The organism is Fictibacillus sp. 5RED26, from assembly GCF_015903895.1.
Taxonomy (GTDB): Bacteria; Bacillota; Bacilli; order Bacillales; family Fictibacillaceae; genus Fictibacillus; species Fictibacillus phosphorivorans.
In genome coordinates, this window is record NZ_JACZDU010000013.1 from 1 (window position 1) to 24,569 (window position 24,569).

General features: G+C 41.7%; 25 protein-coding genes and 1 tRNA gene. All 26 read right to left on the reverse strand.

Translation table 11 applies throughout. The features are described from left to right. Positions 1 to 452: 452 nt before the first annotated feature. The 26 genes from lysS to IHV10_RS21740 all read right to left on the reverse strand — a co-directional run bounded on the left by lysS (position 453) and on the right by IHV10_RS21740 (position 24,484). Positions 453 to 1,946, reverse strand: coding sequence for a lysine--tRNA ligase (gene lysS / locus IHV10_RS21615; protein ID WP_197134400.1), 1,494 nt, complete (start codon positions 1,944 to 1,946; stop codon positions 453 to 455). A 17-nt stretch (positions 1,947 to 1,963) separates the two neighbouring features. After that, a complete protein-coding gene (locus IHV10_RS21620; protein WP_197134403.1) occupies positions 1,964 to 2,377 on the reverse strand; it encodes a GreA/GreB family elongation factor in 414 nt (137 codons plus the stop codon). 104 nt (positions 2,378 to 2,481) lie between these two features. Continuing rightward, on the reverse strand, positions 2,482 to 3,468 hold the full coding sequence (dusB, locus tag IHV10_RS21625) for a tRNA dihydrouridine synthase DusB (protein ID WP_255520121.1): 987 nt from the start codon (positions 3,466 to 3,468) through the stop codon (positions 2,482 to 2,484). A 46-nt stretch (positions 3,469 to 3,514) separates the two neighbouring features. Next, positions 3,515 to 3,712, reverse strand: a complete 198-nt coding sequence (locus IHV10_RS21630; protein WP_197134406.1) for a helix-turn-helix domain-containing protein — start codon at positions 3,710 to 3,712, stop codon at positions 3,515 to 3,517. Then, positions 3,664 to 4,197, reverse strand: a complete 534-nt coding sequence (gene folK / locus IHV10_RS21635) for a 2-amino-4-hydroxy-6-hydroxymethyldihydropteridine diphosphokinase (protein ID WP_197134409.1) — start codon at positions 4,195 to 4,197, stop codon at positions 3,664 to 3,666. Before folK ends, IHV10_RS21630 begins: the two co-directional genes overlap by 49 nt. After that, positions 4,198 to 4,560: a dihydroneopterin aldolase gene (folB, locus tag IHV10_RS21640; protein WP_197134412.1), complete on the reverse strand. Its 363-nt coding sequence runs from the start codon at positions 4,558 to 4,560 to the stop codon at positions 4,198 to 4,200. Next, positions 4,553 to 5,398, reverse strand: a complete 846-nt coding sequence (folP, locus tag IHV10_RS21645) for a dihydropteroate synthase (protein ID WP_370629687.1) — start codon at positions 5,396 to 5,398, stop codon at positions 4,553 to 4,555. Before folP ends, folB begins: the two co-directional genes overlap by 8 nt. 34 nt (positions 5,399 to 5,432) lie before the next feature. Next, on the reverse strand, positions 5,433 to 6,281 hold the full coding sequence (gene pabC / locus IHV10_RS21650; RefSeq protein WP_197134417.1) for an aminodeoxychorismate lyase: 849 nt from the start codon (positions 6,279 to 6,281) through the stop codon (positions 5,433 to 5,435). Next, a complete protein-coding gene (gene pabA, locus IHV10_RS21655) occupies positions 6,266 to 6,862 on the reverse strand; it encodes an aminodeoxychorismate/anthranilate synthase component II (protein ID WP_197134419.1) in 597 nt (198 codons plus the stop codon). Before pabA ends, pabC begins: the two co-directional genes overlap by 16 nt. A gap of 28 nt (positions 6,863 to 6,890) precedes the next feature. Next, entirely contained in the window at positions 6,891 to 8,315 is a 1,425-nt protein-coding gene (locus tag IHV10_RS21660) for an anthranilate synthase component I family protein (RefSeq protein WP_197134533.1), read from the reverse strand. 296 nt (positions 8,316 to 8,611) lie between these two features. After that, positions 8,612 to 9,538 (reverse strand): cysteine synthase A, encoded by a 927-nt coding sequence (cysK, locus tag IHV10_RS21665; protein ID WP_197134422.1) that lies wholly within the window; start codon positions 9,536 to 9,538, stop codon positions 8,612 to 8,614. Positions 9,539 to 9,695: 157 nt separating this feature from the next. Next, complete coding sequence (gene hslO / locus IHV10_RS21670; RefSeq protein WP_197134424.1) at positions 9,696 to 10,580, reverse strand: Hsp33 family molecular chaperone HslO; 885 nt, start codon at positions 10,578 to 10,580, stop codon at positions 9,696 to 9,698. Between the two features lie 13 nt (positions 10,581 to 10,593). Then, positions 10,594 to 11,364, reverse strand: a complete 771-nt coding sequence (locus IHV10_RS21675; protein WP_197134426.1) for a type III pantothenate kinase — start codon at positions 11,362 to 11,364, stop codon at positions 10,594 to 10,596. Positions 11,365 to 12,253: 889 nt separating this feature from the next. Further along, complete coding sequence (gene ftsH / locus IHV10_RS21680; RefSeq protein ID WP_197134428.1) at positions 12,254 to 14,158, reverse strand: ATP-dependent zinc metalloprotease FtsH; 1,905 nt, start codon at positions 14,156 to 14,158, stop codon at positions 12,254 to 12,256. Between the two features lie 42 nt (positions 14,159 to 14,200). Then, positions 14,201 to 14,746, reverse strand: coding sequence for a hypoxanthine phosphoribosyltransferase (hpt, locus tag IHV10_RS21685; RefSeq protein ID WP_137792156.1), 546 nt, complete (start codon positions 14,744 to 14,746; stop codon positions 14,201 to 14,203). Between the two features lie 21 nt (positions 14,747 to 14,767). Then, positions 14,768 to 16,153, reverse strand: a complete 1,386-nt coding sequence (tilS, locus tag IHV10_RS21690; RefSeq protein ID WP_370629688.1) for a tRNA lysidine(34) synthetase TilS — start codon at positions 16,151 to 16,153, stop codon at positions 14,768 to 14,770. 342 nt (positions 16,154 to 16,495) lie between these two features. Further along, positions 16,496 to 17,467 carry a serine/threonine protein kinase gene (locus IHV10_RS21695; RefSeq protein ID WP_197134445.1) on the reverse strand — a complete coding sequence of 324 codons (972 nt, stop codon included), beginning with the start codon at positions 17,465 to 17,467 and terminating at the stop codon, positions 16,496 to 16,498. Then, entirely contained in the window at positions 17,430 to 18,182 is a 753-nt protein-coding gene (locus IHV10_RS21700; protein ID WP_197134447.1) for a vWA domain-containing protein, read from the reverse strand. The genes IHV10_RS21695 and IHV10_RS21700 overlap by 38 nt, the downstream gene beginning before the upstream one ends. Positions 18,183 to 18,467: 285 nt before the next feature. Beyond that, positions 18,468 to 20,963 (reverse strand): stage II sporulation protein E, encoded by a 2,496-nt coding sequence (gene spoIIE, locus IHV10_RS21705; RefSeq protein WP_197134449.1) that lies wholly within the window; start codon positions 20,961 to 20,963, stop codon positions 18,468 to 18,470. A 323-nt stretch (positions 20,964 to 21,286) separates the two neighbouring features. Continuing rightward, positions 21,287 to 21,363 (reverse strand) — tRNA-Met (locus IHV10_RS21710). Positions 21,364 to 21,943: 580 nt separating this feature from the next. Next, entirely contained in the window at positions 21,944 to 22,387 is a 444-nt protein-coding gene (locus tag IHV10_RS21715; RefSeq protein WP_066390538.1) for a S1 domain-containing RNA-binding protein, read from the reverse strand. A 91-nt stretch (positions 22,388 to 22,478) separates the two neighbouring features. Next, positions 22,479 to 22,838 (reverse strand): FtsB family cell division protein, encoded by a 360-nt coding sequence (locus IHV10_RS21720; RefSeq protein WP_197134451.1) that lies wholly within the window; start codon positions 22,836 to 22,838, stop codon positions 22,479 to 22,481. A 20-nt stretch (positions 22,839 to 22,858) separates the two neighbouring features. Beyond that, positions 22,859 to 23,458, reverse strand: coding sequence for a spore cortex biosynthesis protein YabQ (gene yabQ, locus IHV10_RS21725; RefSeq protein WP_197134453.1), 600 nt, complete (start codon positions 23,456 to 23,458; stop codon positions 22,859 to 22,861). Next, the gene (gene yabP, locus IHV10_RS21730) at positions 23,455 to 23,763 is read right to left on the reverse strand and encodes a sporulation protein YabP (RefSeq protein WP_066390532.1); all 309 of its coding nucleotides are present in this window, start codon (positions 23,761 to 23,763) and stop codon (positions 23,455 to 23,457) included. Before yabP ends, yabQ begins: the two co-directional genes overlap by 4 nt. Positions 23,764 to 23,942: 179 nt before the next feature. Beyond that, positions 23,943 to 24,209, reverse strand: coding sequence for an RNA-binding S4 domain-containing protein (locus tag IHV10_RS21735; protein WP_066390530.1), 267 nt, complete (start codon positions 24,207 to 24,209; stop codon positions 23,943 to 23,945). A gap of 2 nt (positions 24,210 to 24,211) precedes the next feature. Next, positions 24,212 to 24,484, reverse strand: a complete 273-nt coding sequence (locus IHV10_RS21740) for an HU family DNA-binding protein (RefSeq protein ID WP_066238167.1) — start codon at positions 24,482 to 24,484, stop codon at positions 24,212 to 24,214. Positions 24,485 to 24,569: the final 85 nt, after the last annotated feature.

Consider the following 24,569-nt stretch of genomic DNA (forward strand, 5'->3'; position numbering starts at 1 on the left):
AAAACTGACGGAATTAATTCTTAATTCCTTACCTATTTCTTTTGTTCAGTTTTCAAAGAACTGTGTGTTTCGTTTTTGTTAGCCGCTCGTTTTGGCGACTTTATTAGGTTACCATGTCGCAACCCTCGTTGTCAACAGCTTTTTTCAAAAACTTTTAATCGTTTATGTGAAGCTCATCAACATGTCAGTATTCCTTGCGACGAAGAATAATATACCATCATTTTCGCTCTTGTACAATAGTTTTACCGAAAAAAAGATAACTTTTATTTAGCTGTTTTTCAAGGGTTTACAGCATGTACAAGATACAGCGCTCAAATCACTTTTTAATACAAGATATAGTAAGATGATAACCCTTGAATCACACCCTAATTATGATACTCGTTTTCCGAATTCCTATTCCTACTTCCTCATAAAACCAAAAAGCCAGCACAGTGCTGGCTTTTTGGTCTTAACTATTTCTCAGAATGACGCATTTGCGGGAATAATAGTACGTCACGAATAGATGGTGAGTTTGTTAACAGCATCACTAGACGATCGATTCCGATTCCTAGTCCACCTGTAGGAGGCATACCGTATTCAAGTGCTTCTACAAAGTCTTCATCCATCATATGCGCTTCATCATTACCTTCAGCGCGTTCTTTTAATTGTTCTTCGAAACGCTCACGCTGATCAATCGGGTCGTTTAGCTCAGAGAATGCATTCGCATGCTCACGGCCAACGATAAATAGTTCAAATCGATCAGTAAAGCGAGGATCTTCAGGATTCTTCTTCGCTAAAGGTGAGATTGCAACTGGGTGACCGTACACGAATGTAGGTTGAATCAGTTTTTCTTCTACAAAGTGCTCAAAGAATTCATTTACAACATGACCGTAAGACATGTTCTCTTTTACAGGTACATTATGTTCTTTAGCTAGAGCGCGCGCTTCTTCATCTGTCATTTCTGGCCAGAAGTCTACGCCAGCTGCTTCTTTAATCGTATCGACCATGTGTACTCTTTTCCAACGCGGCTTAAGATCTACTTCATAATCTCCGTAAGTTACAGTTGTTGTGCCTAAGACATCTTCTGCGATGTGTGCGACTAAATTCTCCGTTAATTCCATGATATCAAGGTAATCTGCATATGCTTCATACAGCTCGATCATCGTAAATTCAGGATTATGACGAGTTGACACTCCTTCATTACGGAATACACGGCCGATTTCATACACTTTCTCTAGTCCACCCACGATAAGGCGCTTAAGGTGAAGCTCGATTGCGATTCGCATGTAAAGCTCCATATCAAGTGCATTATGATGCGTGATGAATGGTCGCGCTGAAGCTCCTCCAGGGATTGAATGCATAGTTGGTGTTTCTACTTCTAGATAACCATTGTCGTCTAAATAACGGCGCATAGAACGGATAATCTTTGAACGAGAAATAAACGTATCTTTTACTTCCGGGTTCATGATCAGATCTACATAACGTTGACGGTAGCGCTGTTCAACATCTTTTAGTCCATGAAACTTATCGGGCAGTGGACGCAGGGATTTTGTTAGTAACTGAAAATCCTTCGCTTTAATAGAAAGTTCTCCTACTTTCGTTTTAAAGACAAGTCCTGTTACGCCTACCCAGTCACCGATATCGATCGTATTGAATAGTTCGTACTGCTCATCACCAACAGCATCTAATCTTACATAGATCTGAATCTTTCCAGACAAGTCTTGAATGTGAGCAAATCCAGCTTTCCCTTTTCCGCGTTTTGTCATGATACGACCCGCTAGAGTTACTGAGATCTCTTCATTATCAAGTTCTTCTTTTTCTTTTTCTCCGTATTCAGAAACAAGATCCGCTGCAGTATGTGTACGGTCGAACTTTGTACCGAAAGGATCTACTCCTTTTTCAGTTAATGCAGCTAATTTTTCTCTTCTAACACGAAGCAAGTCATTTAATTCTAATTCTTGGCTCATGGGAACACTCCTAGCTTTTAGCAGTTTTGAATATCAAGTATGGTATAAGATAAATCTTCGCCGAAAGGAACAGTAACAGTAAATGTCGCGTGTACAGTTTTTCCAATCGCAGCTTTTGCAATGAGAGACTGAACAGAAATCATATTTTCACGGGGATCAGCTTCAAAAGGATGTACGATCGTATACGTGTACCGTTCTTTGTAAACTGTATCTTCTATAGTAATGGTTGAGCCGGGTTCTACATGGTAACCCGGTTCCCTAACCATTGGCCATGTGACAGATTGAGCTAAAATATCTTTTATCTCAGACACCCGCTTATGAATGAATTCTTTTTCTGACGTGTTTCGGCATTCCTTTTTACGTTTTGATAGGTATTGTAGTTCTTTTTCTAGATTCCTAGTGCCTTCTTGGGTGAGTTTGAGCATAGCCATAAGCTATTCCTCCTCCATTATAATAAAAACACCGGATGCTGAATCTGTTGCATTTAAGCAAACAACAGCCAGTCATCTGATGATCTGGCTGTATGTTGCTAGTGTTAGCTGATTTTTTGTATTTCTTCTAATTGATCTACATAACCAAACAATAGTTTACTCATTTCTTCACGAGTAGTCATCTGGTTGATCTCATTTCGAACAGAACCCGTTTGAGGCAGGCCTTTAAGATACCAAGCTGCATGCTTTCTCATCTCTCTCGCAGCAACATCTTCACCTTTAAGGTCGATTAAACGATCCATATGAAGCATGCAGATGTTCATCTTTTCACGAGCAGTAGGTTCAGGTGCGATGATTCCGTTCTCTAAATATTGAACGGTGCGATAAAGCATCCACGGGTTACCAAGTGCAGCTCTTCCGATCATAACTCCGTCTACTCCATATTGATCCATGCGGTCTTTCGCTTCTTGAGGGGAAGAGATATCACCATTACCGATAACCGGAATAGATACATTCTTCTTCACTTCACCGATGATGTCCCAATCCGCTACTCCTTCATACATCTGAACACGCGTACGGCCATGTACAGCAACAGCGGCTCCTCCGGCACGTTCAACTGCTTGAGCATTTTTAACAGCATAGATATGATCTTCATCCCAACCGATACGCATTTTAACAGTTACCGGTTTTTGAACAGCATCAACCGTAGCCGCTACCATCTCATAAATCTTGTCTGGGTCCAGCAGCCACTTTGCTCCCGCATCACATTTTGTGATTTTCGGAACCGGGCATCCCATATTGATATCTATAATGTCTGCGTTCGTATTTTTATCTACGTATTTAGCCGCAGCAACTAAAGATTCACGTTCTCCTCCAAAGATCTGCAGGCTAAGTGGTTTTTCACGTTCATCTACATAAAGCATCTTTAAAGATCTTTCGTTCTCATGGAGAATCCCTTTGTCACTTACCATTTCTGCGCAAACGAGCCCGGCACCGAACTCTTTTGCGATCAAACGGAAAGCAGGATTACACACACCAGCCATCGGTGCTAGAACTACTGGATTCTTCAAAGTAATATCTCCGATTTTCAAGTTAACGATCACCTCGTTCCTTTTACTGTCTCTATATATCGATTACTTATTGTAATTCTTCTACGTTAATGCTGAATTGATCTGCTATTCTTTTAAGCAGATCTCCTTTAGGCTTTCGGCTGCCCCTTTCCACCTCACCAAGAACCGAAACTGAGATTCCGATGTCTTTAGCAAGCTGTTCTTGGGTATAACCTTTTAACTTTCTGAACGCACGGATGCGTCTTCCCAGTCGGTCTTCTTCCATATGCGTACACCTTCTTTATCTCTTTGTTCGCAAAGGACTTGATGTAACGAAATTGAATTCTCCGGGTAAATATCATCTGGAGCAATTTCACTTAGAGGTATGAGAACAAACGCCCTTTCAAGCATACGTGGATGCGGAATGGTTAACTCTTCCGTCTGTATACTTACACTATTATACAATAAAATGTCAAGGTCTATTGTTCGCGGTCCCCATTTTTGAACCCTTTTCCGGTCTAGTTTCGTCTCTACGTCTTGCAGTTTACTCAAAAGCGCCTGTGGAGAAAGGGAGGTTTTGAGTTTTAATGCTAAATTTAAGAATAATGGCTGATCCGTCACACCTACTGGATCTGTCTCGTAGATCGAAGAAACAGATTCAATACTTATGTCGGCAAGCTCTTCTAATAGAGAAATGGCTTGTTTCAGCAACCCTTCTCTATCTCCCATATTGGAACCGACAGATAGATAAGCAATGTTGTTACCGACCATCTATAGACGTCCCCTTGTGATCTCAACGGCTACCGATTCATAATGCCCAGGGATCGGAGGATCTGGTTTGATCACTCTGACCATCACTTCGTCAACCATAGTAAACTTTCCAAGTATAGAAGCAGAGATCGCTTCAGCCAATGTCTCTAAAAGCTTGACCGGCTCACCTTCTACGATTTCTTTAACAGCTCCGTACACTTCTCCATAGTTGACTGTATTGTCTAGTTCATCGGACAGTCCCGCTTGGGAAAGGTCCATTGATAATACTACGTCCACATTAAAACGCTGTCCAAGCTTTTGCTCTTCGTTAAACACACCGTGATAGCCATAAAACTTCATACCGTTCACATACATTTTATCCATGAGACACCGCTCCTTTTTTGAGCATGATGTCCATCATCTTTGTCATTCTGCTCATTTCTTTTACATCATGAACACGAACGATCGAACAACCACGTTCAATACCGAGGCAAACTGTCGCACCTGTTCCTTCCACGCGCTCTTCCACTGGCAGATCGAGGGCCTTGCCGATCATCGATTTACGTGAAGTTCCTAATAAAACAGGATAGCCCATCTGAACAATTTCATTCAGTCTTCTAATCGTTTCAAGGTTTTGTTCGAACGTTTTCACAAAACCAACACCTGGATCTAGGATGATATTGTCAGGATTAACGCCTGTCTTCACCGTAATCGCAATACTATGCTCTAAATCTGCAATTACATCCGGCATGAATTCTTGGTAGTTCGTATCAAAACGATTATGCATGAGGACGACTGGAACATTCGTCTCGGCCATCACACCTGGCATATCCGGATCAAATTTGGCTCCCCACACATCGTTGATGATATGAGCACCTGCTTTTATCGCTTGATAGGCAGTTTCTGCTTTATACGTATCAATCGACAACGGAACGTTCACTTCTTTTCTTAATGCTTCTATCACAGGAATCACACGTTCCAACTCTTGTTCGAGCGGAACTTTATCTGCACCCGGCCGAGTAGATTCTCCACCGATATCAATCATATCAGCGCCGTCTTTCACCATCTGCTTCGCGTGATGGATTGCCTGTTCGATTCGGTTGTGATGCCCGCCATCCGAAAATGAATCCGGAGTTACATTAAGAATACCCATCACATATGTTTTTTTTGAAAAATCAAGTACGTACTCACCGCAGTTCATTTTTTGCTGCTTTAGCATCATTTCGTGCATGGAGGATCTATCCTTTCAAAAAACATCAAATACTTCTATATTGTTTCTTCGTATGTTTCATGTAGAGTTCCCTAAACTTCTGATACATTTCACCTTCAGCTCCAGAGAACGTTGTATCTTGAAAATGACTGACTGGAACGAGCTCTTGTATCGAGTTTGTCAGGAATACTTCATCGGCTTCCGTTAAGGTCTCTATATTATAATTCCCCGTTTCTAGAGGAATGTTCAACAGTTTAGATGCGTGCATGACCCATTTTCTTGTAATCCCCTCTAAAATCCCAGTGGACGTGTGAGGGGTAAAGAGCATGTTATCTTTGTACCAAAAAAGGTTTGATACTGTCCCTTCACTGATATAGCCTTCTCGAGTCAGGAAAATGCCTTCTTGATTCATGTTAGAAAGCTCTCTTTTGCCCAAGATACTGTTTAAATAATGATGAGACTTCAGCCGCTTTTCACCTTCTGGCGTATTCCGTTTCGTCTTGAGTTGAACCAACTCTTTTTCGGCTACTGCATTAGTTTTCATGAGAGGCTTTGTATACAGAATAACAACAGGTTTCATATATGGCTCCGTCTGCAATCCGATATCACCCACGCCCGCTGATACGTTCAGTCTAAAATAAGCGTCATCCATCTTATTTTTAGCTAGAAGCGTACTCACCATCTCAATAACAGTGTCTGAATCTATAACAAGATCAATATTTAATTCGTTCAACGCTTCACGCAGCCGCTTCAAGTGTTCGTCGATTAAAAAAGGAAAACCATCGTAGGTTCTGAATGTTTCAAACGCCCCTAAGCCATACATGAAGCCATGATCATACGGTGAGATCATAGCATCATCTTTGGAAACCACTTTTCCATTTAAATAGATGTACATGTAACTTCCTTGCCTTTATAGTAATCAATAAAATTTCTAAGCAATTTCTTTCCGTCTTCCGTTAGGATGGACTCCGGATGATATTGAACGCCTTCGATTGGAAGCTCTTTATGGCGAATCCCCATGATTTCTCCTTCACTTGTCCAAGAAGAAATCTCAAAGCAATCAGGCAGTGTTTCTCTTTTTACGATCAATGAATGATAGCGTGTTGCTGGGAACTCTTGCGGAAGCCCGTTATATACCGTCTTTCCGTCATGAAGGACAGGGGACACCTTACCGTGCATTAATCGCTCTGCACGCACAACATCTCCGCCGAATACTTGCGCGATCGATTGATGACCTAAGCAAACTCCGAAAATGGGAATCTTCCCTGCAAAATGGGAGATCGCTTCTAGGGAGATACCTGCTTCATTCGGAGAACATGGTCCCGGAGAAATCATTAAGAAATCTGGATTCAATTGCTCGATCTCCTGAATCGTTATCTCATCGTTACGTTTTACGACAAGCTCCTCACCCATCTCACCTAAATACTGAACGAGGTTGTACGTAAAAGAATCGTAGTTATCAATCATTAAAATCATCTCGTCTCTTCTCCTCTCATGTGCTGTCTTATACCAAAATTGACCCGAGCTCACTCTGCTCTTTGGCACGCCACAGCGCCTCTGCTTTTTTTAAACTCTCCTTGTACTCACTTTCAGGTATGGAGTCAATAACGATACCCGCACCCGCTTGAACGTGTGCAGTTTCATTTTGACATACCATCGTCCGAATTGCGATATTCATTTCCGTATCGCCGTTAAAACCAATCCATCCGATACTTCCAGTGTATACACCTCTTCGAACGGGTTCTAATTCTTCGATGATCTCCATCGTTCTCACTTTTGGAGCGCCCGTGATCGTACCACCTGGGAATGTCGCTTTGATGCAATCAAACGCATCAAATTCTGGCCGTAATGTGCCCACTACATTCGAGACAATATGCATCACGTGTGAATACCTTTCAATCACCATGAACTCATCCACATTCACGCTGCCATAAACCGAAACTTTTCCAAGATCGTTTCGTTCAAGATCGACGAGCATCACATGTTCAGCTCGTTCTTTTTCATTTTGGATCAGCGTATTTGCAAGTTCGATATCCTCTTCCTCTGTTCTGCCACGCGGCCGTGTTCCCGCTATCGGACGCGTGCTGATCAGGTCACCCTTTTTCTTTACTAAAAGTTCAGGTGAAGCACTAACTAGCTGGAAGTCTGGTGTTTCTAAGTAACTCATATATGGAGATGGGTTGATTCTTCTCAATTCTTCATAAATGTTTAAAGGAGTTGTTCGTAGAGCCTTTGACTGACGAACAGAAAGATTCACTTGAAACACATCGCCATCAGAAATATATCGTTTAATCTTTTTAACCGCGTCTACAAAAACATCTTCTGTCATTGTAACGTGTTTAAAATCTTCAATAGAGTAGTTCAGGTTCTCTTGATCCACTTCTGTAGAAGCAGAAAACGGTGCTTCCCACATTTCTTTATAAGCTCGCAGCTTGTCTATGCAATAAGAGTCATCCTTATTTTCAGTCAGCGTTATCATCCATAACATACTCGTTTCATGTTCATAAACAAACACATCTCTAAACAGCAAGAAGTACAAATCTGGAAGACGTAAATCATCTTCTGAAGTTGCTGGCAGTTTTTCAAACTCGCGTGTCAGATCATAGCTCAAATAGCCGATCGCTCCACCCGTAAAGTCTGGAAGTCCTTCTACTCGCTCCACATCAAAATCTTTGAACCAGTTCTGAAACTGCTCATATATAGGCCCTTTTAAAACAGTCGAGCCTTCATCTGTTTTTATTGTTAATACATCTTGTTTTCCAGTGACTTCGGCAAACGGAGAAAGTCCGATAATGCTATACTTTCCTGTTCTCCCGCTCTCCAGCAAAACGTGGCGAGGTTCAGTTGCCGCTAATGATTTATATTTGTAAAACCACTCTTCTTTAGATAGAGGTATACATGAATGCATGACATGCCATTTTTTGTTCATCCCCATATGGTCACTCTCCCAAAAATCTTCTGCTTACATTGTACATGAGGTGTTTCACTTTGGCACACCTTTCTCCCAATTTCCTGCATTTACATGGGTATTATCTCCACTTCGAAAGTCTTTAGGAATGATGACCTTGTGCAGTAAGGAAAAAATGAGAATTGTTTTAGAAAAAGCTCTGTAAGAGAGTAAACCAACTAATGGAGCAATGTTGAGGGCTTAAACACCAAATTTCTTAGCCCTATACTCCAAACATAATAAAAAAGCCCCCCAAAAAGGGAGGCTCATTTAAGGAATTAGTCTTCAAATTGGTATAGCGGCGTACTTAAGTAACGTTCCCCGTTACTTGGGATGATGGCTAATACCTTTTTGCCTTTTCCAAGCTTTTTAGCGACTTTTAACGCTGCCGATATGGCTGCACCCGAAGAGATACCGCCTAAAAGCCCTTCTTCACGCGCTGTTTTTCTCGCCCATTCGAAAGCTTCATCGTTTGAGATGGTTAACACTTCATCATAGATGTCTGTTTTTAGGATATCCGGCACAAAACCTGCACCAATTCCTTGAATCTTGTGCGGTCCTGGTTTACCGCCAGATAATACAGGAGAATCAGTTGGTTCTACCGCATAGATCTTTATGTCTGGGTATTTCTCTTTTAAAACCTGACCTGCACCTGTAATTGTTCCACCCGTGCCGATTCCAGAAACGAACGCATCGAGTCCATCTGGGAATTGTGAGACGATCTCTTGACCAGTCGTGTTTCGATGAATAGCAGGGTTCGCTTCATTCTTAAACTGTTGTGGCATGAAGTAGCCTTTTTCTTTCGCTAGTTCTTCTGCTTTTCTAATCGCTCCGCCCATTCCCTCTGGTCCAGGAGTCAGTACAAGATCCGCTCCATAAGCTCTCAAAAGGTTTCTTCTTTCTAAACTCATCGTTTCAGGCATGACAAGAACTGTTTTGTATCCTTTTGCTGCAGCAACCATCGCTAAACCAATTCCTGTGTTGCCACTAGTAGGTTCAACAATCGTATCTTCTGGTTTCAATTTTCCGCTTTTCTCTGCATCTTCAATCATCGCTAATGCGATACGGTCTTTCACACTGCTTCCCGGGTTCATGAACTCTAACTTTAGGTAAACATCTGCCATATCCTCTGATGTGATGCGATTCAATTTCACTACAGGTGTTTGACCGATCAGATCTGTTATCGATTGTGCCACTCTTGCCATTTGCCATCACTCCTAAAACCGAGTATTTTTATTGGATTAATTGTAGCAACCCTGGAAATACTCTGTCAATTTTATTGCATACGTAGATCGTCTATTACCATGGTACGCAGATATTTTTATTTCATGTATAAAACAAAACCCGGAGAAAAGTCCGGGTTTACGCTTTTGCTTGATCAAGCAAGGTTTGAAGTTCTTCTTTTGTAAAGATATAAGTGGCGTTACAGAATTGACAGTTCGTTTCTGCTTGGCCATCTTCTTCTATAATATCTGAGATTTCTTGTTCACCCAGACTTACGATCGCCTGTCCAAAGCGCTCATGTGAGCACGTGCACTGAAAACGTACCGGGGATTTCTCAAGGATTTGGACTTGATCTTCTCCTAAAAGCTCAAATAAGATTTCTTCTGGTGTCATTCCTTTTTCGATCAATCGAGAAATCGGAGGAATCGCGTTGATTCTTTCTTCAAGTAAATCAACGATTGCATCCGAAGCATTCGGCATCACTTGTACGATAAAACCGCCTGACGCCTTGATCGAATTATCCGGATTCACGAGAACACCAACACCTACTGCAGAAGGTACTTGTTCTGAAGAAGCAAAGTAATACGTGAAGTCCTCTCCTAGTTCACCTGAAACCATCGGCACTTGTCCTGTGAACTTTTCGCGCATTCCGATATCTTTTAGAACTGATAAGTATCCGTCTTTTCCTACCGCTCTTGCTACATCCAGCTTTCCTTTGCTGTTCAGTTCAAAGTGAGTATGCGGATTCGTTACATAACCACGTGTCTCACCTTTTGTATTGCTGTCTACGATGATTACTCCGATTGGGCCGCCGCCTTCAACCTTCACCGTTATGCTGTTGTTTTCACCCTTTAACATCATACCCATCATGGTCGATGCAGTCATCGCTCTTCCTAAAGCAGCCGAAGCTGTCGGCCATGTGTCATGTCTTCTCTGTCCTTCACTTACCATCTCAGTAGAAGAGATCGCATAAGCGCGGATCTGCCCGTCATACGCAAGGGCCTTTATTAAATAATCATTCATTAAAACTCACCCTTTAACCATTCTTATTTTTATCGTATATCATTAATAGACCTTTTAATGTTAAAAATGGATCAACATGATCGATCACGTTGCTTTCCGCTGCAATTAAGTTTGCAAGTCCTCCGGTCGCAATTACTTTCGGTTCAACCTCAGACTGTTCTTTCATTCTTTTTACAATACCCTCTACTTGTCCTACATATCCATATAGAATACCTGCTTGCATAGCGTTAACCGTGTTCTTCCCAATAACACCTTCAGGCTTAGCGATCTCTATACGCGGCAACTTTGCCGCTTTCGTATAAAGAGCTTCTGTAGAGATATTTATTCCAGGCGCGATCGCTCCACCCATATACTGTTTGTTTTCATTGATATAACAATACGTAGTAGCTGTCCCGAAATCAACGATGATCAGTGGTGCATCATATTCATGAATAGCAGCAACTGCGTTAACAATCCGATCGGCTCCAACTTCTCTTGGGTTTTCATACTTAATATTAAGACCCGTTTTAATTCCAGGTCCCACCACTAATGGACGCTGGTTAAAATATTTCACACACATGCGTTCTAAGGCAAACATGATTGGTGGTACGACTGAAGATATAATGATTCCTTCAATCTGTTCTTTATGGATATTAACGTGACGGAACAGATCGAGTATAAGCATGCCATACTCATCCTCTGTTTTTTCACGTGATGTATGAATTCTCCAATGATGCTTCAGTTCATCATTCTCGTAGAGTCCTAAAACAATATTCGTATTTCCGACATCAAACACAAAAATCATGGAATTTGTCCCCGCTTCTTATCTTAAGTTTCTATAATAGTTATAACACAAAACGTATAGGAGTAAAGTAAGGTGGCTTATTGGGAATTTTTCGCTTATTCAAGGGGGCGTTGAAAGTGGTTGATTTCCGTTACAGGTACTCGCTTTCCGCGGGGCAGACGGTGAGCCACATTCGTACGTTTCACGTATAAGTGTCTCACCTGCCCGCCTGTCCCGCAGGAGTCTCGCACCCTACACTCCAATCAACCTGTCAGTGGAGGAAAAGAACAAAATAATTCAAAATACCCGCTGCCTCTCTAGTAGTATCAAATCTTTCACTCCTATTAGCTTATCCTTGCAGATAAAGGACAAAAGTACGAAATCATAAGAGTTAAACTTTCTTTTAAAAAGATGTTTTCTAAAGGGTTGTTGCTTATGGATGTTTTCACATTATCTTCATTGACAAGTTGATTGTAGCGTAAGGTTGACGACTCCTACGGGACGAGCGGTCAGTCCGAAATGTGGAAGTGGCTCGTTCAGCCCCGACAAGCAAAAGTTGAATGGGCTAGGAAGGCGCAGTTTGCCTTCTTGACTGTTCAACTTTTGACCTCGAGGGGCTAGCCACTGCAACTAGACAGTTGGAGACTCCTAATGGCGCAAAGCGGCAGTCAGAAAAGTGGAAGTGACTCGTTCAGCCCCGACAAGCAAAAGGTAAATGGGCTTGGAAGGCGCACTTTGCCTTCTTGACCGTTTAACTTTTGACCTCGAGGGGCTAGTCACTGCAACTAGACAGGAGGCTCACCGGTCGCCCCATGGAAAGCGTGCAACCTGGAGCGGAGATCAACTACTTTCAAAGGCAACAAGTAATACAAAAAAAGGACACCTCATCACTGAGGCGTCCTTTTAGAAATTAATCTTGTTTTGGCTCTTCATCTTTTTTGTTAAGTGTTACTTTAACATCATCAGATGGGTTAGAAATCGTTTTTCTGTCAGGTAGTTTACCTGTTTTAACGAGTTCTTTGATTTGTTCTTCATCAAGCGTTTCTACAGTTAGCAATGTTTGAGCAATGATCTCTAACTTAGAATTGTGCTCAGTAAGGATCTGACGGCAGCGCTCGTAAGATTCTTTAATGATACGCTGAACTTCTAAATCAATTTCATGCGCGATTGCATCACTATAGTTTTGCTCGTTATTGAAGTCTCTTCCTAAGAAGACTTGACCGCCTTGTGATGAACCGAACTGCATCGGCCCTAGGCGTTCACTCATACCAAACTCTGTTACCATGCGGCGAGCGATTCCAGTCGCACGCTGGAAGTCATTATGAGCTCCTGTACTAACTTCCTTGAACGTGATCTCTTCAGCCACACGGCCTCCAAGAAGTCCAACGATCTTATCTTCTAATTCAGGTTTTGTCATAAAGTAACGATCTTCTTTCGGAAGCATTACTGTGTAACCACCTGCTTGACCACGAGGGACAACGGTAACTTTATGAACAGTGTCTGCTCCTTCAAGAACTAAACCGATAACAGTGTGACCCGCTTCATGATAAGCAACAATGTTCTTTTCTTTTTCAGAAATCACACGGCTCTTTTTCGCAGGTCCTGCAATAACACGGTCGATCGCTTCATCAACGTCATCCATATCGATCTTCTTCTTATTCGTACGAGCCGCTACTAAAGCAGCTTCATTCAATAAGTTTTCTAGATCTGCACCAGAGAAACCTGGAGTGCGCATCGCGATCGTTTTCAAGTTAACATCTTCTGCAAGCGGCTTGTTGCGCGCATGCACTTGAAGTACTTCTTCACGTCCTTTTACATCTGGGCGGTTAACCGGAATCTGACGGTCAAAACGTCCCGGACGAAGAAGGGCTGGATCTAGAATATCAGCACGGTTGGTAGCTGCGATAATGATAATTCCTTCATTAGCACCGAAACCATCCATTTCAACTAGCAATTGGTTAAGTGTCTGCTCACGCTCGTCATGACCTCCGCCAAGACCAGCTCCACGCTGACGACCTACCGCATCAATCTCATCGATGAAGATGATACAAGGTGCGTTTTTCTTAGCATTTTCAAACAAGTCACGAACACGTGATGCACCGACACCGACGAACATCTCAACGAAATCAGAACCTGAGATCGAGAAGAACGGAACGCCAGCTTCTCCAGCTACTGCACGTGCAAGAAGTGTTTTACCAGTACCCGGAGGTCCTACTAAAAGAACACCTTTTGGAATACGCGCACCTAGCGCAGAGAATTTACGCGGATCTTTTAAGAATTCTACAACTTCAACTAGCTCTTGTTTTTCTTCATCTGCACCAGCTACGTCTTTAAACGTAACCTTTTTCTTTTCTTCGTTGTAAAGTTTTGCTTTACTCTTACCAAAGTTCATTACTCGGCTTCCGCCGCCTTGTGCTTGGTTAAGCAAGAAGAAGAATAAGATAAAGATAATGACAAACGGAATTATTGAGGTGAAGAACGTCACCCAGCCACTCGTCTGTTCTTGCTGTTTAAATTCTACGTTTGATGAATCAGCAAGCTTTTCAATCTCAGCCAGTGTGTTGCCAGTCAGCGGAGCATTCGTTTGGAATACTTCTCCTTCTTTAGCTCCTTCAAGCTGGCCGCGGACAACATATACGCCACCCTCAGGCTGGTAAACGATGCTTTCCACTTTGCCTGATTCGATGTACTTAGTCAGCTGATCATAACGAATTTCTTTGACTTCGTTGTTGTTGCCGTTAAAAAAGCTGACAACCCCAACCACAACTAAAAAGATTAATAAATAAAATATAGTATTACGGAAGATGCGATTCATTCCTTACCTCCTTAGGCGAACAATCAAATCTTATGCGGTTTTTTAGTCTTTCTTTTCGTAGATCTCTGGCTTTAAAACGCCAATGTAAGGCAAGTTACGGTATCTCTCGATGTAGTCCAACCCATAACCAACAACAAAAGCATCAGGAACGATGAAGCCAGCAAGATCTGGAGCGATATCAACCTTACGTCCTGTAGGCTTATCCAGTAAAGTTACGATCTTAACCGATTTCGCTTTACGCGCCTTAAACAGTTGAACGAGATAACTGAGCGTTAAACCACTGTCAATAATATCTTCTACAATGATAACGTCTCGACCTTCTAAGGAAGTATCTAAATCTTTAACAATTTTAACTTGACCAGAAGAAACGGTAGATGCACCATAGCTGGACACTGCCATTAAATCGATCTCAAGATGGATATCCATACGTTTGATCAAGTCTGCCATAAAAGGTAGAGCACCCTTTAAAACCCCGACCACCAATGGAAAGCGTTCCTTATATTCCACAGAAAGCTCTTTTCCAAGTTCTTTAATCTTGTTTTGAATAGCTTCTTCGGAAATAAGTGTTTCTAAAATTTCATCATGCATGTTCAACAAGCCTCCTAGACGTCATGGCGATTTTTTATGAAAGCGTAGGATAACCCAAAGTTCTGATGGATTTATTTGATGACGTCTAATGTGTTTTAGCTCCGGAAGCCAAATGATCTTACCGTTTGCATCAACAACAACCGGCCAAACGTTTCTTTCTTCCTGCGGCACTTTAGCATCAATAAATATATCTTTTAATTTCCGAGAACCGACGCCGGCAATCGCCATCCGGTCACCTGGTTTTCGGGTGCGAACTCGTAACGGGAGATCTACCTCTTTCATTGAAAACACAAAAACATCTTTTCCTCTTTGTAGAGCGGGTTCACAATCTGTTATTTCAGCAGTTATACGTCCATTCGGCAGTTCTACATAACCGGGCAGCTCTAGTGAAAAGTCATATGACTCTTCCTCATTTTTGACGACGATATGCTCAAAACTTAACAAACATCTGTCATAAGTTCGGCTGACAACTAAACCTGACGGAAAATGCAACATTCCGGATGGATGCTCACTTCCGAGCAAACTAAGAAAGTTTTCCTTATGTACAGAGGAAAGAGATGAAGGATTAATTTTATACAGATAGTTCAATATTAGTGTAATCCCTCTTTTTTGTAAAGGAATAGGCATCTTGTTAAAAGCGGATACAGATAACTCTATTTTCCCCTCTGTTTGCCTGATTAAAACCTTTTCTAACTCTATTTCAGCCAGTTTCAATATATACGCTTCATCTTCTGAAATAGTTTCACTTAAATACTGAAATCTTTCATGCACGTTAGGGTTTTCTTGTTTTAAAAAAGGCAGAATTTTTTTTCTGAAACGATTTCGAACATATTTGTCACTTTCATTGCTCGAATCATAAACAGGAAACAGGTTTTCTACTTTACAATAATGCTCGATTTGGTCTTTTGTTATTCCTAAAAAAGGACGAATTATTTTACCGGTAGCAAACGGCCGTTTCACAGGAATCCCCGCTGCACTAAAACCTTCGCTGCCCCTCGTCATTCTCATGAGCATCGTTTCCACTTGGTCATCACCATGGTGCGCCAATGCAAGGGCTTCTGCATGATGTTCTGTCATCACTTTTTCAAAAAAATTGTACCGACAGATTCTAGCGGCGTTTTGTAGAGACAAGTTATGTTCAGCTTGATAGCTTGCAACATTCGCACTATCACCTTCAAATGCAATATTCCGCTCGTCGCAAAAGCTCTTAACAAATGCAACTTCTGATGCCGACTCGTCGCCCCTTAAGCGATGGTCGAACGAAGCTGCAACGATCTTGATTTTGTAAAACGAAGACCTTCTCCACAAAAAATGCAACAATGCCAAAGAGTCTGGTCCTCCGGAAACACCGATCACAACAGTTTGGGCGGCTGAAAGAAGCTGGTGTCTTTTAATAAAATTCTCCACTTCCTGCAACGTAAACCGCTCCTTCATTTCCGTTTTTTAATAAGGCTTGTTTTCGTTGAACTTGTTAACCAAAAGAATAGGCTGAATATAAATATTCTTCTCTGTTAGATCGTTCATTTGGTCTCTTTAATAACAAGTTGATTGAAGTGCAAGGGGTGTGAGACTCCTGGGGAATCAGCGGGACAGGTGAGACTCTTAACAGCGCATAGCGCTAAGAGGCTCAACGCACGCCCCCCGGAAAGCGAGCAACCTGTAACGGAAAGCAACCACTTCCAAGAGCAACGAAGTTCTACGAAAATGCCTTTTAAAATCATAACAAAGAATTGCAGGAACGAACACTATTTACATCGTTTGACCGAGCATGTAAAAAAAGTACACAACAAAAACAAACGTGAATACTAAAAATGTTTCTACGATAAAGCTGCTTTTCTTTTTCTTTTGCGCTTGTCTTGATGCAGGTTTTTGCGTCGAATTCCTATGCGCTTGAGGAGTTTTCGCTTTATCGTTAGCGTTCAACAAAAGAACAAGCTCGTTTCTCATCTCTTCTGCATATCGGTATTTTCCGTTCCATGCTTTTTGTAAGATAGGTGCATACGGTTTAAGCATTGGACTGCCTGCAATTTTGGCTTGAAACTGTTTATCAGCATCTCCATTTTTCGTAAATCGGGAAGGATAAGCTAAATTCACCATCACCATGCCAGCTGAAAATAAATCATACGATGGCTCGGCTTTTCTCGTTCCTTTCCCCCAATATCCTCGATCATAGAATTCGGTGTATTCTTTGATCGATCTGTCCATCACCGTTGTTCCTCCGACATCGATCCAGCGAATTCGGTAAGGAGGGCCCGTCACAAGAAGGTTATCTGGCTTTAAGTCACCGAACGCCCATCCCGCTTGATGAAGCGTATGCAGATCCGTAAGCAGCTGTACGAGAAGGATTCCAGCCCATTCCGGAGATTTTGTCTTCATAAAGTCAAAGAGCGTCTCTCCTTTTAAATACTCCATCGCATAAAAAGGGTATGTGGTACTCTGCGTTACCCAGTCATCCACATCGATTAAAGAAGGTCCAAGGACTTTCCCCTGGACCTTAGAAAAACGCTTCAGTACATTTACTTCAGATGTGATCGACATCTGATCATGCCCGATCTTAAGGGCAACCACTCCTCGATCTGAATCAGCTAAATAGACGGCACCTGTTGCTCCATAACCTAAACGGCGCCGAATCCGATATCTGGAGTGATTCCACTTACCGCGTATTTCTTCACCAGCAACTAAGTTACATACCGGACTCGTTCGAATATCCTGGGGCATCATCGGACAAGAATCTCCTTTTTGACGATCGTTTACGACCAAAAGCCGCTATAGCTTCTTTTATAGCTGGACCTGTCGGTGTGATTCCGCCAAGTGATATCTTTGAAAATGTTTTACCGATCGATTCTAGTTTAGAAGACCAACTTAAAAGTTCTTCTGCCTCTGTTCTCTTGCCCGGAAAAACATAGAGTGCAAACTCGTTATCTCCAATTCTCGAGTTCAACGAGATGGACAGATCAAGCAGAGACTCTTGAACCGTTAACATCTTGTCTTCCATGGATCCTGAAGCATCAATCAAAACTAAGATCTCAAGGTTCATGGTCTCTCCCATCTCATCGACAACTTCAATAACTTCTCCTCGTTTGTCTGGAGGGAGGTCTTCCATCGAAGACTGACTTCCAAGTATCTGTTGCAGCTCTGCATTTACAACACCTTTTATCGTTTGAGCCATCGCTTTTTGAGTCACCATCTTAACCGTATGTGCGAGTTGCTTCGTATAAACAACCTGACTGATTCCACCCCCTGCCATGGCGATCTCTTCCACTTCTTTTAGACCTTGTCTATGATACTCAGGTGCATTCTCATTCAGTACGCCAATTACATTCACAGCTATTCCTTGTTCGTTAGCAAGTGCCGCCATTGCGATCGGATCTTCACCTTGGTTCGAGCACCCATCTGTAATAAGCAAAATTTGACGCAGCGTTCCTTTGTTTCGCATAACGCTAACCCCTCTCAAGTACGAATTTTAACTATTACCATCTTCGTCAAGAAAGCGGTGGTTTATACGCAGAGAACCCCGCGAAACATAATCACTAAAGGAAGTCGGATTGTGAATACTGTCTACTTTTACATAAATACTGTCCAGTCTTCCCCATTTACTGTCCACTTGTTGAATTTTACTGTCCACTTTTGCCAAGATACTGTCCACTTATAACAGCAAGGGACTACAAACAAAAAAGACCGTTCTTTTTCACATAAAAGAACGGCCTCTTATTCTCATAAACTATTGAGCTTTCTTCCGATTGATCGCGACTTTCGGATATTGAGGAACAGTTGCCCACTTTGGAATGTTCTTTTCAATCTTCGTCACAGCGACCGTCATGTCATCCTCGATCCCGTTATTCCCTGAACGAATCACTTCTTCCATGATGATATCTGCTATCTCTTGCGGGTCTTCGGTGTCGATCTCTCTGATCTTACGCTTTAGCCAAGCATCGATATTCTCGATATGACGGGGAGCTTCGTAGATTCCGTCACTCATCATAATGAGTATATCTCCCGCTTTTAGCTGTTCATCGACAACGTCTACATCAAAATCTCGAATGATGCCCATCGGAAGGTTGCTTGCTTCGACTGTCTTGATCTGGTCTCCTCGTTTAATAAAACTTGGTGTCGAACCGATCTTTAAGAACTTAGCAGATGCATCTTGCAGATCGATCATCGCAAGGTCTAGTGTTGAGAAGATTTCATCTGTCGTACGTAAGGAGAGCACAGAGTTAACTGACTTAATAGCCACTTCTTCTTCAATACCAGACTGAAGAATTTTTTGCAGAAGCTGCAGCGTTTCATTGCTTTCGATGAACGCTCGTTCTCCGTTACCCATTCCATCTGCAATGGCAACAGCAAACTTTCCAGCACCGATCTCTATCGTCGAATGGCTATCCCCCGAAAGCCATGCCCCGCCTTTAGCTGCTGAAGCAATTCCTGTCTCAACCACATATTCTCGCGCTGAATGAAAGGATAGATGACAGAAGCCAGTCGGATAGTTCGCGCAATCTTCATGCGTCACGAGAATCGTCTCTTCCAAAATGTCAGATAAGATCGGTGCGATCAGCTTCTCAGCGATTCCCGAACCATTGCAAGAAGGAATCGTCATTTCAATATCGACATTAGATGTTTCAAGACTGTAAATATCCACGTGACCTATATCAATTCCAGCTTGAGCAAGAGAGTCTTTGATCTGCTCTTCTTGAATTTGATGGTTTGCTTGTTCACGTTGGATCTCTTTTGCAAAATCACCCATCACTTGTGAAACACCCATCAGCTGATCTGCCACTAACCGGCGGCTTTCTTGAACTTGTATCTTCAATTTTTGAGAAGCTCGATATTGCGTTAGTTCTTTTTTCATTAAGTCGGTTATCTTTTCTGGCTTGATACAATGCTTTTCCCATTCTCGCTTTAATTTTCGATCCTTAATATCACTATAATCTTCTTGTTCCACCATGAGCCTTGTCATAAGGTCGTAAGTCGTTGTGAAATTCTGCGCCCAGCATTGTTCCTTCTTAAAACAAGTCTGGCACGTTTTCTCTGTAATATTACTTAAGAAAAGATCCACCTCGCGCGTACTATCCTCCTCATTTAAAGAAGAACCTACGGATTGGAACGAATGTGAGAGTGCTTGGAAAAGGCTTGAGAATCGTTCAACGCGACTCGCGGTAACATCGCGAATCTTCTTCAAATATTGCTGTTGATGCATGGAATGTTCTCTTGTACCTGGTACATATTTTGAAATATTGCTGATGGCCGTCTTCGGTGTTAACAAGAAGAGCAGAACAGCAAATCCTGATTCCATCAATGTAGATGTAATCTCAGATCTTCCTTCACCATACAAACCGATCATGACGGTTCCGATGATAAGCCCGAGACTTACACCGAATCGTTTCCCCTCTTTCAAAAGTCCGCCGAGAAGACCAGAAAATGCTAGTAAACTCATCTGAGACAAGCTTGCTACTTGTGCGAGGCTCAGGATAAGACCTGTCACGACACCAACAGTAGAACCGATCGCTGCTCCTCCTACAAAGGCGAACAGCAACACTAAGTAACGCGAAACAACATGTTCTACGGCAACGTCATTGATCTGCCAGCCGATCGTCCCGGTCATGACAGAAGCAAGAAGGATCATCAAGCAGACAATCTCTTCATTTTTTAATGATTGTGGAATCTTTTTATTCGTTAATAGCGGTATGCTTTGAAGAAAGATTAACGTAAGGACTAAGCTTAAGCCTCCTTCAACTAACGCAAGCATCGTATCGACCCGCTCTAATCCTCCTTCACCAAACATGGAGAACACGGTTCGCGTGATTAGTGAAGAACCGAAAACCAATAGGGGAAGACTTTGCATCCGATTCTTTATGAATAGATCTGCTCCTTTTTGAAGGCTTGCATAGACGAGTAATGCACTAATAAAAAACAAAGCGTTCATCGGTTGGTGTGACATCGCTCCTGCCAAAATGGCAAAGACAGCAATGCCTGTCCGCTCTTTTCTCAAAACGAACACACTAGCCGCAAAAGGTAAAGCAAATGGAGACATCTCAGCTAGAATCATAGCTCGTCCTAACAAAAAACCAATTCCAAACAACAGCATTCTCCAGTTAAAAATGCTCTGGTTCAAAATCTGAAGCCATCTCTTACTCGTCTTCGTTACCGCCTGCTGGCTCTTTTCTACCCATACCATTCCTCTAATCGGTTCGAGTACTTCTTGTTCCACCTTTTGCCACATCCCATACACCACCCGTTTCCAATTTGTGTAACCATTATAAACAGGTTTAGAACAAAGATTTTGTCAAAAGAGCAGTTAAGGTTTTAAAAACTTATCGACGGACTTCTCCACTATTTCACGAAAGAAGAGCAAAAGCGGACAACATTTTTACAAAAAGAGAAAAGGAAGTTTCATTTTTGAAGTTATTAAGGAGAATTATGAAGAAAAAAATAAAAGGATAGATGTTTAAAAAGTTATTGAAGGGAAGCAAATAACCAAAATAAAAAAGAGCACCCGCTAGCGGATACTCTTGTACGTTTGTATGTATATGTCAAAATTAAAAATGGTAGCGGCGGAGGGAGTCGAACCCACGACCTCACGGGTATGAACCGTACGCTCTAGCCAGCTGAGCTACACCGCCATTTGTAAAAGACACAAGTAGTATATTACATCTATACGACCACTCTGTCAACGGTTCTTTAAAAATTTGTCGAAAAAGTTTTTTGTCTAGTTTTTCAAAAGACTGTTTCGTTAAGCTTTGATGCTTTTAGAGGTAGTTGATTTCCGCTCCAGACTGCTCGCTTTCCGCGGGGCAGGCGGTGAGCCACATTTGTACGTTTCACTCTTAAGTGTCTCACCTGTCTAGTTGCAATGGCTAGCCCCTCGAGGTCAAAAGTTAAACGTTCAAGAAGGCAAAGTGCGCCTTCATTGCTCATTCAACTTTTGCTGGTCGGTGCTGAACGAGCCATTTCCACTCTTCCGACTGCCCACCTGTCCCGCAGGAGTCTCGCATCCTCCACTCCAATCAACTTTTCAAAGATGAAAAGGAATTGGAAGAAACAGATTTCATGAAAACTTTCTTGTTATTTAACAATGTAGAAAACGATAGCATCCTGACATAAAGATTAACGACTAACTACCACAAACAAAAAAGCACTCTATTCTTGAAGAATAGAGTGCTAGCCATATATATAGATGAATGAGCATTAAAAATGCAACAATTATCCTCTTCGGCCGCCGCGGCCACCTCTTTTTGATTCAGTACTACGCTTTAAAGTAGTGAGTCGATCTTCACTATCTTTAAGGAATTTGTTCATCTTATCCTCAAAAGATAATGCCGTTGAATGGTTGTTACCGCCTCGGTTAGGACCTTTGCGAGATTTGTTAAATCCGCCTCTTGCAGGAGCTGGTCTACTAGCAGATGCAACATTTTCTTTTGCTTTCTTGATAGATAAACCGATCTTCCCGTCCTTTTCGACGCTCATAACCTTAACTTCGACTTGATCACCAACTTTAAGAAATTCGTTGATGTCCTTTACGTAATTATCCGCAACTTCGCTAATATGCACGAGTCCTGTTGTACCCCCTGGCAGCTCTACAAACGCTCCAAAATGAGTAATCCCAGTAACTTTACCTTGCAACTTGCTGCCTACTTCAATTGACATGCAAAAAATGCTCCTCCTTAAAAAATCTCCTAAGATATCATTACTTATTATACAATCGAAAAAATCTGCGTGTCAATCTACGCTTAATGCTTTATTCTGGAAGTTTAAAGATTGTTTCACCAGGTTTTGACATAAAAAAGTCGCGTCTGGCGATTTCTCCAATGTATTCTTCGTCTTTTAGTTTATTCACTTCATCTTTAAGTTGTGACTTTTCTTCCAAAAGAGCTTTGTATTCGTCACTTAACTCTTGTTGTTCCATCTGTTTTTCATTTAAAAGGGAGAGCTGTTCTGCAATACCCGTAATAATTAAAAAAGCAAAAAAGGAAAATACGATAAAAGCCCCCGTTAAGCGCCTGTATAAACCACGCTTACGCTTAGCGATCACTTGCTCATGACGCTCTTTATTCTGGATGTATTGTGAGTGAATCTCTGTTATTTTTTTCTGGCGCATTTGTTCGCTGTTCCCCTCCTTTACTTCTTTTTTCCCTTCCAATTGCTGACTTTATTCTTCGCAGAAATTAAAAACCCTGCAAATTTTAAATATTTCTCTTTTAAATTATACCATTTTTGCTTTGGTATGAAACGCCATATGAGTCTTCCAACCCACTTAAAAGGAGAAAAAAGAATCATGAATAGTACCATAATAATTTTTCGCAAGATGTTAAGTACATATAAAAGAATTGCGGATATGAGCATAATTAACCATTTTATCGGCATAACGATTAAAGAGTTAAGCAAACGGTATAAAAAACGAAAAAGTGACGCAACCGCTGAGACCATCCACTCAAGTATCTTTTTATAGATTCGTTCAAAGAGCGCTCGGTACGCCGCATATCCACAAATAAGAGCAATAAAAATATAAAATCGAATCTCCGCGTGGTTCACATGCAGAAGAACGTAAAAGACCAGCAAAGCCTGTACCAGCCAAAACATCAGATCGTTAAAAAAATGAAGCCAATGCCACTTTCGTTTTTCATGGATGAATCGGCTGTACGTATCGACAGACATCCCGATCCAGATTCCCATGAAAACCATAGAAAGCATAGTTTCAAACTGTACAGTTAAGGTCATTTGAACAGTTTGCCGAAGAAGCCTTTAGTCTTTTCGCCTGTCTGCTGGTCCAGGTAAACGAGGTCGAATACTTTGCCTTCAATATTTACAACACCTGACTCCACATCAAGATTTTTCATCTTCAAGTTTGTCCCGCGGATCGCTAAAAAGCCCATCGTTGTTTCAAGCAAAAACTCTTCATTATCAAAGCTTTCAACTTGCTTAACACCCGTGATCTCTAAATTCTTTCTTCCTATCATTCTTACATCGTGATTTGGTGTGCTCACTTTTTGATTATATCCATTCAGATCATATCGTTGGTCCATACATTCCCCTCCTCTATTCCATACAAATGTATGAGACAAGAGTAGAGAATAGAACAAGCTGTATGGAAAGGTTTGCTGAAAAACAACCCCTTCAATTCTGCTTGTTATATGACAATGATTCGTAAGTGATCCAAATTTTTCGCAAAAAAAAGAAAAGAACCTGAAAAAAATCAGGTTCTTTACTCAGTCGTTTCGATGCGGTTTTCTTCAAGGACGGTATACATGTTATCCGCGTCCTCTTTTTTTGTCGTATCTTTGAGCTCGTTGATCTTAACTTTTACAAGCTTTTGGCCAAAACGGATCGCAAGCTCGTCCCCTACTTTTACATCAGAGGAAGCCTTCGCCTGCAAACCGTTAATGGAGATACGACCTTGATCTGAAATCTCTTTCGCCACGGTTCTCCGTTTGATCAGGCGCGAGACTTTCAGAAATTTATCTAAGCGCATGCTTACTTAACAGCTTCTTTCAGCTTGTTTCCTGCTTTAAATGCCGGAACAGTCGCTGCTGGGATTTGAATTTCTTTACCTGTTTGAGGGTTGCGGCCAGTACGGCTAGAACGCTCACGAGTTTCGAAAGTTCCAAATCCAACAAACTGTACTTTGTCTCCGTCTTTTAGAGCAGAAGTAATTTCATCGATTACGCCATTAACGACTGTTTCTACGTCTTTCTTAGTAAGTCCTGACTTTTCTGAGATATTTGTTACCAATTCATTTTTGTTCATTTTAATTACCTCCTAAGGTTTCTATCAAAGATTTCGCTAGAAACCCCTTATAGTTAAGGGTTTCATGATATTTCTCGAGAAAATA

What these genes read in the sequence shown, in the direction of transcription:
- lysS (WP_197134400.1), bottom strand. Translation starts at nt 1,946, where the DNA reads ATGAGCCAAGAATTAGAATTAAATGACTTGCTTCGTGTTAGAAGAGAA.
- IHV10_RS21620 (WP_197134403.1), bottom strand. Translation starts at nt 2,377, where the DNA reads ATGGCTATGCTCAAACTCACCCAAGAAGGCACTAGGAATCTAGAAAAA.
- IHV10_RS21630 (WP_197134406.1), bottom strand. Translation starts at nt 3,712, where the DNA reads ATGGAAGAAGACCGACTGGGAAGACGCATCCGTGCGTTCAGAAAGTTA.
- folK (WP_197134409.1), bottom strand. Translation starts at nt 4,197, where the DNA reads ATGGTCGGTAACAACATTGCTTATCTATCTGTCGGTTCCAATATGGGA.
- folB (WP_197134412.1), bottom strand. Translation starts at nt 4,560, where the DNA reads ATGGATAAAATGTATGTGAACGGTATGAAGTTTTATGGCTATCACGGT.
- folP (WP_370629687.1), bottom strand. Translation starts at nt 5,398, where the DNA reads ATGATGCTAAAGCAGCAAAAAATGAACTGCGGTGAGTACGTACTTGAT.
- pabC (WP_197134417.1), bottom strand. Translation starts at nt 6,281, where the DNA reads ATGTACATCTATTTAAATGGAAAAGTGGTTTCCAAAGATGATGCTATG.
- pabA (WP_197134419.1), bottom strand. Translation starts at nt 6,862, where the DNA reads ATGATTTTAATGATTGATAACTACGATTCTTTTACGTACAACCTCGTT.
- IHV10_RS21660 (WP_197134533.1), bottom strand. Translation starts at nt 8,315, where the DNA reads ATGAACAAAAAATGGCATGTCATGCATTCATGTATACCTCTATCTAAA.
- cysK (WP_197134422.1), bottom strand. Translation starts at nt 9,538, where the DNA reads ATGGCAAGAGTGGCACAATCGATAACAGATCTGATCGGTCAAACACCT.
- hslO (WP_197134424.1), bottom strand. Translation starts at nt 10,580, where the DNA reads ATGAATGATTATTTAATAAAGGCCCTTGCGTATGACGGGCAGATCCGC.
- IHV10_RS21675 (WP_197134426.1), bottom strand. Translation starts at nt 11,364, where the DNA reads ATGATTTTTGTGTTTGATGTCGGAAATACGAATATTGTTTTAGGACTC.
- ftsH (WP_197134428.1), bottom strand. Translation starts at nt 14,158, where the DNA reads ATGAATCGCATCTTCCGTAATACTATATTTTATTTATTAATCTTTTTA.
- hpt (WP_137792156.1), bottom strand. Translation starts at nt 14,746, where the DNA reads ATGCATGATGAAATTTTAGAAACACTTATTTCCGAAGAAGCTATTCAA.
- IHV10_RS21695 (WP_197134445.1), bottom strand. Translation starts at nt 17,467, where the DNA reads ATGATGCCCCAGGATATTCGAACGAGTCCGGTATGTAACTTAGTTGCT.
- IHV10_RS21700 (WP_197134447.1), bottom strand. Translation starts at nt 18,182, where the DNA reads ATGCGAAACAAAGGAACGCTGCGTCAAATTTTGCTTATTACAGATGGG.
- spoIIE (WP_197134449.1), bottom strand. Translation starts at nt 20,963, where the DNA reads ATGTGGCAAAAGGTGGAACAAGAAGTACTCGAACCGATTAGAGGAATG.
- IHV10_RS21715 (WP_066390538.1), bottom strand. Translation starts at nt 22,387, where the DNA reads ATGTCAATTGAAGTAGGCAGCAAGTTGCAAGGTAAAGTTACTGGGATT.
- IHV10_RS21720 (WP_197134451.1), bottom strand. Translation starts at nt 22,838, where the DNA reads ATGCGCCAGAAAAAAATAACAGAGATTCACTCACAATACATCCAGAAT.
- yabQ (WP_197134453.1), bottom strand. Translation starts at nt 23,458, where the DNA reads ATGACCTTAACTGTACAGTTTGAAACTATGCTTTCTATGGTTTTCATG.
- yabP (WP_066390532.1), bottom strand. Translation starts at nt 23,763, where the DNA reads ATGGACCAACGATATGATCTGAATGGATATAATCAAAAAGTGAGCACA.
- IHV10_RS21735 (WP_066390530.1), bottom strand. Translation starts at nt 24,209, where the DNA reads ATGCGCTTAGATAAATTTCTGAAAGTCTCGCGCCTGATCAAACGGAGA.
- IHV10_RS21740 (WP_066238167.1), bottom strand. Translation starts at nt 24,484, where the DNA reads ATGAACAAAAATGAATTGGTAACAAATATCTCAGAAAAGTCAGGACTT.